The following is a 14,056-nucleotide window of genomic DNA, read 5'->3' on the forward strand; positions in this document are numbered from 1 at the left end:
CCTACAAACATTTCCACAAAGTCCGAACCGGAGATACTGAAGAAAGGTACACCGGCTTCACCGGCTACCGCCTTGGCCAGCAATGTCTTACCTGTTCCCGGAGGTCCCACAAGGATAACCCCCTTCGGAATACGTGCGCCGACTTTTGTATACTTCTCAGGAGACTTCAGGAAATCAACGATCTCCTGGAGATCTTCTTTCTCTTCCTGAAGACCTGCCACATCACGAAACGTTACATTGTGACTGCCGTCCTTTGTCATCTTCGCATGGCTCTTGCCGAAATCCGTCATTTTATTTCCACCGCCGCTTTGCTGACTGTTGATAAAGGAGAACAGGAACCACAGAAAAATGCCGCCAAGCACTAACAGAGCACCGTTATTGTAAAACCATCCTTCACGGTTAATGACATCTGTCTCTTTGTAGTCTGTATAATTCACAGATTCAAGCCATTCCTTGACCTGATTGACATCTGTGACATAAAAACTTTCCTCTTTGCTGCTGTTCTTCCACTCTACAGAGATCATACCTGTCGGTGTCTCCTTATTCGGTGAGATGACAACATCTTCAATCTGTTCTGCCTTAGTCTGTATATCCTGCTGGAAATCGCTGTACGAGTAATCACTGGTTGTCAGCAGATTCCATCCCTCACTGGCAATAATCCCAATGAATACACAGACAAGAACAACGACCCAGAGGCCAATTCCTCTTTTCTTATTATTCAATGTTACACTCCTCCTGTCACTTCATGACTTCTCTTTTGTCTTTATTGATAATTCTCCTCAAAAAATAGGATGAATAGGATGAAAAAGGGATGCTGCTCATAAACGCGCAGCAACCCCCTTCAGCTTCTGTTCGACTTATCTTCTGTTATTCTGTAAATTCAACAACTCCGATAAACGGAAGATTTCTGTATTTCTGCGCATAGTCAAGACCATAGCCTACAACAAATTCATCAGGAATGTTGAATCCGGAATAGTCTACCTTAACATCTGCTGTCCGGCGTTCCGGCTTGTCCAGCAGTGTACAGATCTTGATGCTGTTTGGTTTTCTCTTATAAAGAATCTCAACAAGATAATGCAGCGTATTGCCTGAGTCAATAATATCTTCAACAATCAGAACATCCTTGCCTTCCAGCGACTCATCCAGATCCTTGACAATACGAACGGCACCTGATGATGTCGTACCATTGCCATAACTGGAAACGGACATAAAGTCAAGGGATACAGGTACGCTGATTCTCTTGGCCAATTCGCATGTGAAGAACACACCGCCCTTTAATACACAGATCATATGAATGTTCTTGCCTTCATAATCCTTGCTGATCTGTTCCCCCAGTTCCTGAATCTTCTTGTCAACTTCTGCTTCCGGCAATAAAACCTTAATCTTCTCTTTCATTCTTCAATCTCCTTCAGTTCCGCTGATAAAATCAGCCTTGTCTCTCCGGTAATCTTATAATATTCGCTCATACGGCCAGTATCCGGTATCCACAGGACATGACCGCCATCTGTCAACATGTTCAATGTCTCTCGGTTCGACTGCGGCACCTTATCATCCATCAAAATACGTCGAATTGCCTTCTTGTGTCCGCCGCCGATCATCATAAAATCACCGGGACGGCGCTGCCGCAGAACCAGTCCATTTTTTATTTTATCATAATCAAACCATTTCGTATACATTTTTTTAGGAATTTGCAGATTTTTCTCCACAGGAAAAATTTTAAGGCAAACCTCTCTTTTCCCACCATCCAAAACATATTTTCCGGGTGCACTCAGTCTGATCTCCGCGTCAGCCCCATGCAGAGCATCTGCACTTTTATGTGTCTTTTTCTGTGAGACGCTCACTGTCCGATAGGTGCGTTCCGCACGAAGGCCGTAAGGCAGATCTGCCTTTTTTCCTGCATGCCCGTAAAACAGTGTCCTGAGCGTCCCAATATGAACAGACCGGATATCTTTCAGCTGACCGGCCGTCCGTTTCAGCACTTGCCGCAATAATTCGCGCTGAATCGCAATATCCTGTCCTACAAATGCAGCTGCATCAATCTCCGCCGTCAGACATTCCGCCTCCCCGTTCCACTGAATGATCGATTTTCCAATGGCTGCTGCCTGATTCTCCACATAACGACAGATATCAGATGCAATGGCCGCTGTCTCCGCAATATGCGAAACCGCTGCCTGATTAATATGCTCTGTGACATAGGGCAGAATATCCAGTCGAATTCTGTTTCTGGTATATTCTGTCTCAAAATTGGTGGCATCATTCCGGTAAGACATTCCCTGCCGTCCGAGATACGCTTCTATATCCGCCCGTCCGACACCAAGCAGAGGCCGAACAATACAGCCGCGCATCATCGGAATACCGGATAATCCTTTCAGGCCACTTCCCCTGAAAAGATTCAGCAGCACTGTCTCTGCCAGATCATCCCTGTGATGAGCCACTGCGATTTTAGATGCCTGCCTTTCCTGTCTGACTTCTTCAAAACAGTCATAGCGGAGTTTTCTTCCGGCCTCTTCCTCCGATAAATGCTGCTCCCTCGCCATTGCCCGAATATCTGCCTGAAAACACACACACGGAATCTGCATATCTTCGCAAAGTGCCGTTACAAAATCCCTGTCACGATCCGCTGCCTCTCCCCGCAGGCCATGATGAATATGGACAGCCGTCAATTGAAGTGCCATGGACATCTGCAGGTTTTTCAACACAGACAGCAGGCAGACAGAATCCGCCCCGCCTGAAACGCCGACCACCACCGAATCTCCCTGACAGATCATCCCTGATGCCATGATTGTTTCATATACATTTTTGACCAGTTTGTCCACTTTCATCACCCGTTTCCTTTTCTTTCATTTTACTCCATTCCGGCAGCTCATCAACTTATACTTTCAGCCTTTACCTGATTGCTGCATATAGCCCTTACAAAGTCCGAATACTCTGTATTTTGAGTATAACATATTCCGTCAACCCCCTCCATTTCAATCCGCCACCCACACTGCATTCAACACATTTCCTACACATTGCCCAAAACACATGCCTCATATTACAACTTCGGTTTGCGGTAAAGACCACAGACAAGTACCGTCATATCATCCTCTGCCTCATAATGGCAGGCTGCCATCGCATGATTCAAAATGGCATTGGCCAGTTCCTGCGGATTCACCGCCTGACAGGATTTCAAAAACTCTGCCATCTTTTCTTCATTCCGGTCATCATCCTGTCCAAGTCCCATCAATACACCGTCACTCATCATAACAAGCATATCGCCGTGGACCATTTCCGCCGTCTTGACTTCATTTTCCGGTTCCGGAAGCACCCCCGGAGGCAGCGCCTCCGAGGTGATTTTTTTCACATCCGGACCATTTTTAATAAAGGAGGCCGCCGCCCCCATCTTGATCAGTTCACATTTTCCATTAAATAAATCCAGGGTAGCCAGATCCAGCGTTGAATAGGTGTGCGGTTCACTGCCGGATAACACCACTGAATGAATCAGTCTGATAGCAGACTGACGGTTAAATCCGGTAGACAGCAGCTGTTCCAAAAGCCCAATAATGCGGTTGCTCTCCTTTTCTGCCTTCTCACCGCTTCCCATACCATCGGATAAGGACAGCACAGTCTGGCCGCTTTCCATATGCATCACCGTAAAACTGTCCCCTGAAACAGCTTCCCCCATCCGGACCATCCTGGCATCACCGATAATGGTCCGATAGCGGACATCTTCCTCAAAAGACAGCATTTCCCATCGATGTCCGATAACCGATGCCGTTCCCGGTCGCGGCAGATACCGCCGCCCATAGACTCTTCCGATGATATCTGCCGCCTCCTGCGCTGTTTTTTCAATATTTTTTGGTGTCTTTGCCTCTATATAAACGCATTTGCGACCATTTGAACGGTCAGACGCTGCGATTCTGCGCACATTGATTTTCTGAGCCGCCAGCCGGTGCACCGCCTGTTTTTCCGGTGCCCCTTTTCTGACAGGTTCATCACTGATCTGTTTTGAAAAATCCCCTATGACATCTGCCACTTCCCCGAACTGGCCCGCCAGTGCCAATCTGCTTTCTGCCAGGCGGTTCTGCCAGGACAGATTCGTCTGCGCCAGCCCCATCATTCTTCGGGCTTCCGCCAGGAAATTATCTGATCGGACACATCGCTGCCTGAAGCGTTCCGGCAGATCCTTTTTCTTCATATTCACGCGCTCACTGCACAATTTCAAAATCTCATAGGCCGATTCACAGCTGTCCTCAAATACATTTTCCCAACAATAACTGCACCGGCTGCAGTCTTTGCATACCTGCTCTGTTACGGCATTAAAAATATCCTGCATCTCCTGATCATTTAAAGCGCCGCGGGGACTGACATCTACCTCAAAGGACTGGGATAATTTTCTGAAAGATTCCGAAAAAGCATGTAGCTGATTTTTGGTGATCATCGCTTCTTCTTTCATCGGCATATTCCTCCTTCCTACAGGACGCCAGCCCTTCATCCAGGCGATCATGCCTGCAAACAGCCAGTAACACACAAATGCCGCTGCCAGTTCCAATGCCGATTCCGGCAGTGTGTCCAACACATGCTGCTGCCAGCCTTCCCCGTAAGCCAGGCCATAACCTACGCCGGCTGTCACCATCGTCAACACCATCAGACCACACATAACCACCGGTGTCAGCCCGGCCGGCCGCCATTTTTTCAAAACAGCTGCCATGGCCATCACCGTCGTTATCAATCCTGTATATCTTATAAAAGAAGTCATCGGTAGTGCATAGGCCATCCCGAACAGGGCAGTCATCGCCAACAGCATTTTCCCCGGGATCAGGGCGTATGCCGCGCAGAAAAACGCAACACCCACCGGGTTTCTGTCGTGCCAGACAAACAGATTGATGAACGCACCAAGGACGATCACCAATAAATCTTTCATGCCAAGCTTTCTCATGCACATGCCTCCTGAATTTTGTACAGATCCGCATTTTGCCGCTTCATGGATCTGTTACATGCATTATATGGAAAAACGAGACACTTACGATTCCAATCGGATGACAAGACCTCCCTTCAAATGTTTTTTCGAGGGTTTTTTAAGGTCCTCATGTCCGTCATTGACTATGCAGCTTTAAAGTGTTAGTATGTAACTATTCATAACGATGTAGCCGCCGCTTCGATGGAAACGGCAAACCTGCATTAAGAAAATCCGCTATTAACAAAGACAATGATTTAAGAAAGTAGATTAAATGATGAAAAATTTTTCTTTAAAGTATGGTAAAAGCGAAGTATCTTTTGCTCTTGATGGTGCCCGCAGCATTCAGACACTGACAGAGAACCCTATGAACACAATTGAAGACATTCATGCTGCTTTTCTCAAAGCAGTCAGCACAGATGTCATCGAATCACCGGCACTTGATCAGCTGGTGAGCCCTGAAGACCAAATCACCATTGTGATCAGCGATATGACCCGCTTCTGGATGCGCCAGGATATCATCTGTGAGGAACTGGTTCGTTATCTGAATGAAGTCATCGGTATTCCTTTTGAACACATAGTCATCCTGATCGGCCTCGGTACCCATCACAAAAATACACCTGCCGACCAGAAGGTTCTGACAGGTGATTATGTCTATGACCATGTTGCCGCTGTTGTGGACCACGACTGTGATGCTCCGGATCTTGTCGATATCGGCACAACCTCTTATGGAACCAGAGTCCTGATCAATCCGCTGTCCATCGGCCGCAAGGTCATCTGCATCGGCGGCACTGTTCATCATCTGATGGCCGGTTACGGCGGCGGCAGAAAGAGCATCGTTCCCGGTATTGCCGGCCGTGAAACTATCCGGCACAACCATGCCATGGCCCTGGATCCTCACTGCGAGCAAAGTGATCCGAGAGTCGGTCCCGGCAAATTCAACAATAACCCGATCAATGAAGACATGCGCGAAGCAGGTGCACTGCTTCATCCGGTCTTCGGCATCAATATTGTTGTCAACTCCGCCTCCAGACACAGCGGTCTTTTCTGCGGTGACTTCGATGTTGCATGGCGGGAAAGCTGCAAGTATGTCCAGCAATGTTACGGTCTTCCGATCAAAGATCAGGCAGATGTTGTCTTTGTCAGCTGCGGCGGCTTTCCAAAGGATCTGAACTTCTATCAGGGTTCCAAGAGTCTCTTTAATGCCGTTCGTGCCGTCAAACCCGGCGGAACACTCGTCATGCTGGCTGAATGCAGCGAAGGCGCCGGTGCCAAAGATTTCTTTGACTGGCTGACACCGCTGAGAGAGGGCCATCTTGATCAGAGTCTTCGTGAAGCCTTTACGATCGCCGGCTATATTTTCTATGCTGCCTGTGAAAATATCCGCAAGGCCAATATTCTTCTGCTGGCCGGTCCTAAGCTGGATGCCCGGATTGTCAACGATATGGGCATCAGAAAATATGACCGCATGGAAGATATCATGGCTGATGTTGATATCAAAGGCAAAGATGTTTACATCATCCCTTACGGCGGCAGCGTCATGCCTCAGACGGAAGCTGATTATACCCGTTTCAGCACAGAAATCTAAATAACCCCACAGCAATCGGCGCATTGCTGATATTTCATACCTATAACACAAAAACAGACGGATAAGAGTCTCATCTCCTATCCGTCTGTTTTCTATTCATCATCATCGTCATCGTCGTCATCATCCCGGCCCATAATACCTCTGACCAGATGTACAATGCCAAGAACAATCGCCCTCAGCACCGCAAATATGATAAACAGGAACATAAATCCAGCCAGACCGCTTACGATATCTTCCATTTCCATATTCCCGGTATTCGTGATGCCCTGACCGATCTCTATTGCAAAGGTCACAACGATCATGACCGTAAATACATAAATCCATGCAATCACCAGAACATGATGCCTGCTGAGCGCTTTGAACAGCGGAAAAATGACAAAAAGCAATGCCATTCCCAGCACACCAATGACAATAAAATGCAATTCCTTATCAGAAAACATCGTCTCATAAGAATCATTCAACGTCATAAGCACATCATGAATCCCGGCCATTTTCTCTACAATATAATATAATAAATCAGCCATTTTGATTCCTCTGTCGTTCTATTCTCTATTACTTCTTCTTGAAAATAATCTCATCTTCATGAACCAATCCCAGCTTCTCCCTGGCCAGATCCTCAATATAAGCATCTGTCTTCTGGTATTCAGCCTGCTCTTCAATCGCTTTCTGGTTCTCTTCTTCATCGTCAATCTGCTGCTGCAGATTCTCCTGTACTAAAGCATACTGTTCACTCTTCTGTGTATTCTGCCATGTAAAAACGCCAAACACTCCGCATAACACCAGCACGATCAACGTAATGATCTTCATACTGCCTTTATGCTTCGATCTGCGTTTTCTGACAGACCGCCTGTTAGCTGTCATCATGCTCCCCCTGTCTTTGTTGTAACTTTCTACCTTTAATTGTACGCTTTGCAGCGGCAGATTGCAATGTATTTCCTGCATTCTTCACAAAAGTTTTAAAAATTCGAACTATTTGTCTTATCGGACGCAATACCGCCAGCATCCAACGAACAACCATGGATGACAGCAGCCATCTGTAGAGCACCATGCCTGTCCCCATTCCGCATACAATATAATTGCGTACTGCACCGTTATTAAAACGGTACAGCAACCCAAAAAGACAACCGGCCGCCATCAGCCAGAATACAGCTTCTTCTGCCGCCTGTATGCCTTTACGCTGCCTGATCATCATTCTGAGCATCCGCAGGCAATCATAAGCCAGCATCAATCCCGAACCCCACAGAACAGCCATTCCAAAAAGCCTTGCCTGAAACACCACATCCTGACTCATGGTTATTTAAAAAGCCGCCCGAAAAAGCTTCCGGCCTGCCTTGCACCGCCATTGGCTTCGGAATATGTCAAACTATCCACTCTGCCGTCTACCCCGGTCTCTCCTTTTTCAAGGGACAAATGATTCATGTGAAGTTCCGCCCCTTTAATCAGCAAAAGGCCCGCTGATGTCTCAAGAATGATCTCTCCGGGATCATAGGCGATCACATCCGAAACCCCCGTCACCTGAATCGTCGACCGATTCTGCATTGTCAGTCTGTGAGGCTTCACCACAGGCTGTTCTTCCATATACATAGACTTCACCGCCAGCATCTGCTATTGCTCCTAGTATATGAGACAGCCTGCCATTTCATGACCTTTTTTATAAATAACGGTAACTGTTCAGAGCTAACCTCCAAAATGCTACGCATTTTATACCTGTTTTTGAAATTTTGCTTGGCTCTGAACAATTACAAATAACGGAACAGCTCTTTCGCATCCTCTTTTCGGGTTGTTTCCTGTACATCCAATACTTCTACCTTGACATTTCTTGTACCAAATCCGATTTCAATCACATCGCCGACTTTCACATCTGTACCTGCCTTCGCTGTTTTGCCGTTAATCATCACACGACCGGCATCGCAGGCTTCATTAGCTACCGTCCTTCTCTTGATCAGTCTGGAAACCTTTAAATATTTATCAAGTCTCATTTTATTTCTCCTTTACAAAAAGAAAAGGATTCCCTTTCACCAGATAAATGCTGAGTGGGAATCCTTCTTGTGTTATCTTCGATTAGGCGTTGATCATATCCTTTAATGCCTTACCTGCTTTGAATTTAGGCGCTTTAGAAGCAGCGATCTTCATTGTCTCACCTGTTCTAGGATTTCTTCCTTCTCTTTCAGGTCTTTCAGACACTTCAAATGTACCAAAGCCTACAAGCTGAATCTTCTCACCTTTTACAAGTTCGTCTGTAACAACATCTACAAATGCCTTTAAAGCTTTTTCAGCATCATTCTTCTTCATGCCTGTTTTCTCAGCCATTGCTGCAACTAATTCTGCTTTATTCATTATAATTCCTCCTCAATTATCATAAGCGTACGCAGTCATCTTCTGCAAATGAAACTGGCGGAAACCCTTGCATTTACCGCTCTTTCGGCCATACGCTTCAATGTTGACAAATCTATTTATATACGTTTCTGGTCCTTTTGTCAAGGCTTTTTCTGTTTATCCGACAGTCTTTTCACAAACTTCATAAATATCGGTCCTTAACTGCTGCAAAACAGGAATCTGACTGCGTACTTCATCCGCCTTTGCGAAGTCTACTGCAGCCATCAGCATGCCCGGACCCTCGCCCAGTTCCTCCATGATCGATCCCCATGGATCCACTGCAATGGAATGTCCCCATCCGTTATAAGAACCTGCCAGGTCACCTGCTGCCGCACATCCAAGAACGTACATCTCCTGATCAAGGGCACGTGCCCGCATCAGCAGCTCCCAATGTGCCGGTCCTGTTGTTCTGTTGAAGGATGCCGGCATAACAACCGCCTTTGCCCCTCGCTTCGCAAGAAGCCGGAACAACTCAGGAAATCTCACATCATAGCAGATAGCTACACCAATCGGACCAAATTCTGTTTCGACAACACACACTTCATCTCCGGCCGTAATGACGCTGGACTCACTGTAATACTGTCCACCTTCCACATCAATATCAAACATATGCATCTTGCGATACTTGCCAATCTGTCTGCCTTCTCTGTCAAAAGTATAGGCTGTACTGTAAATATGTCCATCCGCGCTCTCCGGTATACTTCCCGCCACAAGATATACATGATTCTTTGCAGCCGCCTCTGACATCGCCTGCCATGCTTCCCCGCCTTCCGGCTGGGCCGCTGCCGAAATGGCTTTCTTGTTGTATGGACAGATAAACATCTCAGGCAGAACAACCATATCTGCTTTTGACTTGACAGCATCTGCGATCACGCGCTCTGCATTTCTGAGATTCTTATGCCAATCCTTATGAACTGTTGTCTGACATAATGCAATTTTCATTTGTCAACCTCCATCGATCACTTTATTTTTTCTTTCAATACGCACAAACAGATTCCTGCGCATTTATTTCTTTTCATTGTCCTCACCGCGGGACATCTTATTCTTCAGATACCGCCAGCCTTCCTGGTACTTGAAAGATCTTGCAGAAGGATTTCGAAGCATCATATGTAGCTGTCTCGGATGCATCTTTGTGCGTGCACGCATTCTCATCGCCTCAATTCTGCCGCGCATCTGACGCATTTCATTCTGAATATCTTCAAGCTTCTCACCGGCTCCCGATGTTTCCACCGCTTCACGGATTCTTTCGATACTCTCTGAGTTCTCCAGGCGCTTACGAAGGGCATCCATATGTCTCGCAAGCTCTGTCATTCTCTCTTCTGTCAAAAGTGCCATTCTCTGCTTCTGTTCATCCCAGCGGACTTCCATTCCATCCTTCGCACTTTCAAGTGAATCATTCACCACAGCTTCAAGTACTTCAACTCGTTTCTGCATACGCTGAACTTCTTCTTTGGCGCGCTCTGCCTGAATAAGCACTTCTTTCAGGTCAATGGCTGTTCTGAAGGATGATGCAAAATCAAATGTAAATACAACCGTGATCCCCCAGGTCATATAATACAACACTCTGTCATTGATCATCATCACCATATGCTCGACCGGCGGCTGAATCACTTCCACCATGACAAGGGTAAAAAATCCCCACAGAACTGTCGCTTCAAGACAGATTCTGCCGCGGAAATTGAACTTCTTGTCTGTATAATCCCAATAACGGACCCCAAAAAGGTTCTCCATCACTGTTCCTGTTATGTATTCAAGCACCGTTGCTCCGATGGCACCCACAATATACATCAACAGATAATTACCTCTTACCGGTATCGTGAGAAAAAGCATCAGAACCGCGCCTGATCCGTACAGTGGAATATAGGGGCCTGTCATAAATCCTCGATTGACCCATCTGTGTTCATGAACCGAAACATATACCGATTCAAAACACCACCCAAAGAAACAATAGATGAAGAAAAATGCCAGCCATTGTGTCATCGAATAGGTATACACCTGCATCCCTCCTGTCGTAAATGCGGCATTTTAGTGTCTGCTTTAATAATACCGTATGGTGACGTTTTTGCCAAGCTTTTCTGCTGCTTCTTTGAGCTGCTCGACAAGGTTATGCCGGACGCTGACATCAAAGAGCAGAGTTTCATGGGCTGTGTTGTTGGCTTTGCCCACAAATAAATTCAGATCTGTGCATTCTTCTGATATGATCTTGGCCAGCTTCGCCGCACCATTGTCTTCGTCCAGCTGAAGGAAAATGTCAAAATCCACATCGTCTTTGGCCAGTTCACGCAGAAGATAAAGAGTTCTGTTCATAGTCAAAACACCTTCTGTAACAAGATCGATGCCTTTGATATTAGATGTCGGCGGTACTTCCGGTGTGCCGTCGTAGTTGTTGGTCACCGGCTGCTTCAGATATCTTGAAGCAATGCTGGCTGTTGTTCCGCCGGATACGATATGTTTGCCCGGACTTGTAATGAAATCAAGCATGATCCGCTCATCATCATCCATATCCTTCGGCGGGCCCGTAAAGATATTGACCACTTTTCGCTCAATGACTCTTGCTACCGCCACTGTTGTATCGTCTCCCGGTTTCTGCATATACAGGTCATCGCAGGCCTGGGACAGCATCGCTGCCAGACGCTTGGCCGAAAGTGTATCCCTGGTACATTTCACGGTGTAGTCCGCCATGCTTTCCCACGTCCAGCCGAAATTCAGCAGTTCTCCGACACCGGCATAGATCACGCCGTCGCTCATCAGGACAAAACAGTCTTTCAATTTGACCTGAAAACGGTATTCTCTAATCTTCTTGCCTTCAATCTCCCTGACTGTATAAGGGATATCCATCAATTTGCCGTCCCGGACAAAAATACATCCCGGATTGTCATATTCCACAAGATAAGCTTCCCCATTATGAAAAATCTGCAAAATACTGAAGGTGGAATAAGCCACCTGACGCACCTGGCAAATCGGCAGCGTTCGTGCGATCGTCTCAACCCCCTGCTCGATAGGTGCTCCTTTCTGAAACATCGTACGGAGGATCTTAGAGGTCAGCGTTGCCAGAATGTTGGCCTTTACACCGCTTCCCATACCGTCTGCCAGAATGACCACATCCGAATCTTCTGTCTTAAGGATCTCCACTTTGTCGCCGCACAGTTCCTCATGTATCTTATTCAGACTTTTCCAGCATGTTTCAACACTTACTTCCATCCTATCTTCCTCCGACGACTATCAGTCTGATCTGCTTCCTTCATCATAGAATCTCTCAACTGGGTCAAAATCACCTTCGTCTCAGCGGTTGTCTCACCAAGTAATCCGGCAATTTCCTGCGCTACCGTCATCTGCTTATCAATAACCTGCTGCGCAATATCCACCGTATCCATCCGCATTTGAAGCTGCCGTTCCATTTCCGCTTCCTCATCGGTAACATCCTGGAAAATAGCCAGCATAGCATCCATTTCCTCAATATAGATAATATTCTCCAACAGAACAAGTCCCAGACCGCTGAGATGGATCTTCTTGCGTTTGATGGACAGGTGATCCTCCAGAACCTGTTCAAAATCGGAAGCATCCATAATCTCAAAGATCATCTTATTGACAGCCTCTGATTTGTTGATGCCAAAAACATCCTCTGCCCGCTTATTAAACTCAATGATCTGGAAAGCCGAATCTACGATCAAAATGATTTCAGGTGTAGCTTCCAGCACCACATTGGACATGGAACGCGCCTTCTCATACACATGCGGCAGACACATCTCCTGTTCTGCCTTGCCCTGAAAAACGGCAATGGCTTTGTCCCGGCATGTCGGATAACCGCAGGCACCGCAGTTCAACTCCTGTGTCTTATTGTATTTGCCGGTTGCCTTGAGAATCCGTGTAATCTGTTCCTCTGTCGGCATTTCATCCTGAATCCTCTCCGATCTGAAATGCTTGTTGATATCAATGTTCCCTGCCAGCTGTGGATATGCCGGATCTTGCTTCTCAACCTGTTCCTCGATCACCATGGTTGCCTTGTACTTGGAAATATGCAATTTATTCACGGCAGGTCCTTTCACACAGCCGCCCTCACACATATTAGCCTCAATAAAACAGTTCTCGATCAGCCCTTTTTTCATATCTTCAAAAACTTCACGGCAATCCTCAATACCGTCTACAAAAATTTTCTTGTATGAATCCACCTTTTTCTTCGCCAGAACAGATGAAATGACACCGCTGGTCACCGGATACAGGCGGTTGACCTTCGGATCCGGATTGGTCGGCTGCTTCTCTTCACATTCTCTGATGGAGATATCACGCTCCTGCAGCCATGATTCAATCTCTTCAAAATTCAGAACCGCATCCACAAAACCGGTTGTCCGGTCATCTCCCTCTGCTTCCTGCTTCTTGGCAATACAAGGGCCCACAAATACAACCTTCACATCCGGCCCGTACATAGATTTGATCAGTTTGCCATGGGCAATCATCGGAGATACAACCGGTGCCATATATTCCACCAGCTCCGGATAATACTTCTCTACCAATTCATTCACACTTGGACAGCATGTGGAAATGATATTCTTCATCTGCCCCTCTGCCAGGAGCCTGGTATAAGCCTCCGTCACATAGGCTGCCCCCTCTGCCGTCTCCCGCACTTCAGAAAATCCAAGCCTCAAAAGCGCATCCACAACCTGTCCCGGCTTGTCATAATCAAAGATACCGAGATAGGCCGGTGCCAGTGACACAATCGTTTTCTCTCCCATTGTAATGAATGCCCTGACTTTCTCCAGATCACTGACAAAGGTCTTGGCATTCTGCGGACAGACTTCCAGACATGTGCCGCAAAGGACACAATGATCATCCATAATCGTTGCCTGTGCATCTTTGACCTTAATCGCCTTGACAGAACACGAACGAACACATTTATAGCAATGCTTACAGCTTGCATTCTTAAAATCAATAACCTTCATAAAAATCCTCCCGCCACAACATGAACAACTTCACCAACAGTATTTGCCGTATAAAAACATTGTATCATAGACTGACGCCGGTTGCACTAAAAAAGCCAGCTGATATCTTTTTCCTTTTCCATTTTCATGATATAATTATTATTAACTAAAACTTCCCACACCGATACGGTGTGTTGAACCTTGAAAATTCAATATTTCAGCCAATAAAAAAGGCATAAA

15 protein-coding genes are annotated in these 14,056 nt (G+C 46.4%); 1 reads left to right on the top strand and 14 read right to left on the bottom strand.

The window, feature by feature from the left end:
- The 4 genes from WMO25_RS06435 to WMO25_RS06450 form a co-directional block, all read right to left on the bottom strand.
- Positions 1 to 722 (bottom strand): ATP-dependent metallopeptidase FtsH/Yme1/Tma family protein (locus WMO25_RS06435; RefSeq protein ID WP_349084654.1); only part of this gene is annotated, 722 nt, incomplete at its 3' end.
- Positions 723 to 867: 145 nt separating this feature from the next.
- Positions 868 to 1,395: a hypoxanthine phosphoribosyltransferase gene (gene hpt / locus WMO25_RS06440; RefSeq protein WP_349084655.1), complete on the bottom strand. Its 528-nt coding sequence runs from the start codon at positions 1,393 to 1,395 to the stop codon at positions 868 to 870.
- On the bottom strand, positions 1,392 to 2,822 hold the full coding sequence (tilS, locus tag WMO25_RS06445) for a tRNA lysidine(34) synthetase TilS (RefSeq protein ID WP_349084656.1): 1,431 nt from the start codon (positions 2,820 to 2,822) through the stop codon (positions 1,392 to 1,394). The genes hpt and tilS overlap by 4 nt, the downstream gene beginning before the upstream one ends.
- A 212-nt stretch (positions 2,823 to 3,034) precedes the next feature.
- Complete coding sequence (locus WMO25_RS06450) at positions 3,035 to 4,918, bottom strand: SpoIIE family protein phosphatase (RefSeq protein WP_349084657.1); 1,884 nt, start codon at positions 4,916 to 4,918, stop codon at positions 3,035 to 3,037.
- 292 nt (positions 4,919 to 5,210) lie between these two features.
- Between WMO25_RS06450 and WMO25_RS06455 the strand changes: the two genes are divergently transcribed.
- On the top strand, positions 5,211 to 6,524 hold the full coding sequence (locus tag WMO25_RS06455; protein ID WP_349084659.1) for a nickel-dependent lactate racemase family protein: 1,314 nt from the start codon (positions 5,211 to 5,213) through the stop codon (positions 6,522 to 6,524).
- Positions 6,525 to 6,616: 92 nt separating this feature from the next.
- On the opposite strand, the gene WMO25_RS06460 is transcribed toward WMO25_RS06455, so the two are convergent.
- The 10 genes from WMO25_RS06460 to WMO25_RS06505 form a co-directional block, all read right to left on the bottom strand.
- Entirely contained in the window at positions 6,617 to 7,048 is a 432-nt protein-coding gene (locus WMO25_RS06460; RefSeq protein WP_349084660.1) for a hypothetical protein, read from the bottom strand.
- A gap of 28 nt (positions 7,049 to 7,076) precedes the next feature.
- A complete protein-coding gene (locus WMO25_RS06465) occupies positions 7,077 to 7,388 on the bottom strand; it encodes an FtsB family cell division protein (RefSeq protein WP_250795970.1) in 312 nt (103 codons plus the stop codon).
- On the bottom strand, positions 7,375 to 7,815 hold the full coding sequence (yabQ, locus tag WMO25_RS06470; RefSeq protein WP_349084662.1) for a spore cortex biosynthesis protein YabQ: 441 nt from the start codon (positions 7,813 to 7,815) through the stop codon (positions 7,375 to 7,377). The genes WMO25_RS06465 and yabQ overlap by 14 nt, the downstream gene beginning before the upstream one ends.
- Before the next feature lie 2 nt (positions 7,816 to 7,817).
- Complete coding sequence (gene yabP, locus WMO25_RS06475; RefSeq protein WP_015513474.1) at positions 7,818 to 8,126, bottom strand: sporulation protein YabP; 309 nt, start codon at positions 8,124 to 8,126, stop codon at positions 7,818 to 7,820.
- 137 nt (positions 8,127 to 8,263) lie between these two features.
- Complete coding sequence (locus WMO25_RS06480; RefSeq protein WP_015513473.1) at positions 8,264 to 8,503, bottom strand: RNA-binding S4 domain-containing protein; 240 nt, start codon at positions 8,501 to 8,503, stop codon at positions 8,264 to 8,266.
- 82 nt (positions 8,504 to 8,585) lie between these two features.
- Positions 8,586 to 8,861 carry an HU family DNA-binding protein gene (locus tag WMO25_RS06485; protein ID WP_015513472.1) on the bottom strand — a complete coding sequence of 92 codons (276 nt, stop codon included), beginning with the start codon at positions 8,859 to 8,861 and terminating at the stop codon, positions 8,586 to 8,588.
- A 156-nt stretch (positions 8,862 to 9,017) separates the two neighbouring features.
- The gene (locus WMO25_RS06490) at positions 9,018 to 9,842 is read right to left on the bottom strand and encodes a carbon-nitrogen hydrolase family protein (protein ID WP_349084664.1); all 825 of its coding nucleotides are present in this window, start codon (positions 9,840 to 9,842) and stop codon (positions 9,018 to 9,020) included.
- Between the two features lie 63 nt (positions 9,843 to 9,905).
- A complete protein-coding gene (locus tag WMO25_RS06495) occupies positions 9,906 to 10,895 on the bottom strand; it encodes a putative ABC transporter permease (RefSeq protein ID WP_215689156.1) in 990 nt (329 codons plus the stop codon).
- Positions 10,896 to 10,937: 42 nt separating this feature from the next.
- Positions 10,938 to 12,101 (bottom strand): SpoIIE family protein phosphatase, encoded by a 1,164-nt coding sequence (locus tag WMO25_RS06500; protein ID WP_015513469.1) that lies wholly within the window; start codon positions 12,099 to 12,101, stop codon positions 10,938 to 10,940.
- Positions 12,092 to 13,837, bottom strand: coding sequence for a [Fe-Fe] hydrogenase large subunit C-terminal domain-containing protein (locus tag WMO25_RS06505; protein ID WP_349084665.1), 1,746 nt, complete (start codon positions 13,835 to 13,837; stop codon positions 12,092 to 12,094). The genes WMO25_RS06500 and WMO25_RS06505 overlap by 10 nt, the downstream gene beginning before the upstream one ends.
- Positions 13,838 to 14,056: the final 219 nt, after the last annotated feature.

The sequence above is a fragment of the Coprococcus intestinihominis genome (assembly GCF_040096555.1).
GTDB lineage: Bacteria > Bacillota > Clostridia > Lachnospirales > Lachnospiraceae > Coprococcus_A > Coprococcus_A intestinihominis.

Bases quoted from the DNA above. Each gene is read 5' to 3' on its own strand.
- WMO25_RS06460 (WP_349084660.1), bottom strand. From the start codon at position 7,048: ATGGCTGATTTATTATATTATATTGTAGAGAAAATGGCCGGGATTCAT.
- WMO25_RS06450 (WP_349084657.1), bottom strand. From the start codon at position 4,918: ATGAGAAAGCTTGGCATGAAAGATTTATTGGTGATCGTCCTTGGTGCG.
- WMO25_RS06485 (WP_015513472.1), bottom strand. From the start codon at position 8,861: ATGAATAAAGCAGAATTAGTTGCAGCAATGGCTGAGAAAACAGGCATG.
- tilS (WP_349084656.1), bottom strand. From the start codon at position 2,822: ATGAAAGTGGACAAACTGGTCAAAAATGTATATGAAACAATCATGGCA.
- WMO25_RS06465 (WP_250795970.1), bottom strand. From the start codon at position 7,388: ATGATGACAGCTAACAGGCGGTCTGTCAGAAAACGCAGATCGAAGCAT.
- WMO25_RS06505 (WP_349084665.1), bottom strand. From the start codon at position 13,837: ATGAAGGTTATTGATTTTAAGAATGCAAGCTGTAAGCATTGCTATAAA.
- WMO25_RS06480 (WP_015513473.1), bottom strand. From the start codon at position 8,503: ATGAGACTTGATAAATATTTAAAGGTTTCCAGACTGATCAAGAGAAGG.
- yabQ (WP_349084662.1), bottom strand. From the start codon at position 7,815: ATGAGTCAGGATGTGGTGTTTCAGGCAAGGCTTTTTGGAATGGCTGTT.
- WMO25_RS06455 (WP_349084659.1), top strand. From the start codon at position 5,211: ATGATGAAAAATTTTTCTTTAAAGTATGGTAAAAGCGAAGTATCTTTT.
- hpt (WP_349084655.1), bottom strand. From the start codon at position 1,395: ATGAAAGAGAAGATTAAGGTTTTATTGCCGGAAGCAGAAGTTGACAAG.
- WMO25_RS06500 (WP_015513469.1), bottom strand. From the start codon at position 12,101: ATGGAAGTAAGTGTTGAAACATGCTGGAAAAGTCTGAATAAGATACAT.
- yabP (WP_015513474.1), bottom strand. From the start codon at position 8,126: ATGCTGGCGGTGAAGTCTATGTATATGGAAGAACAGCCTGTGGTGAAG.
- WMO25_RS06490 (WP_349084664.1), bottom strand. From the start codon at position 9,842: ATGAAAATTGCATTATGTCAGACAACAGTTCATAAGGATTGGCATAAG.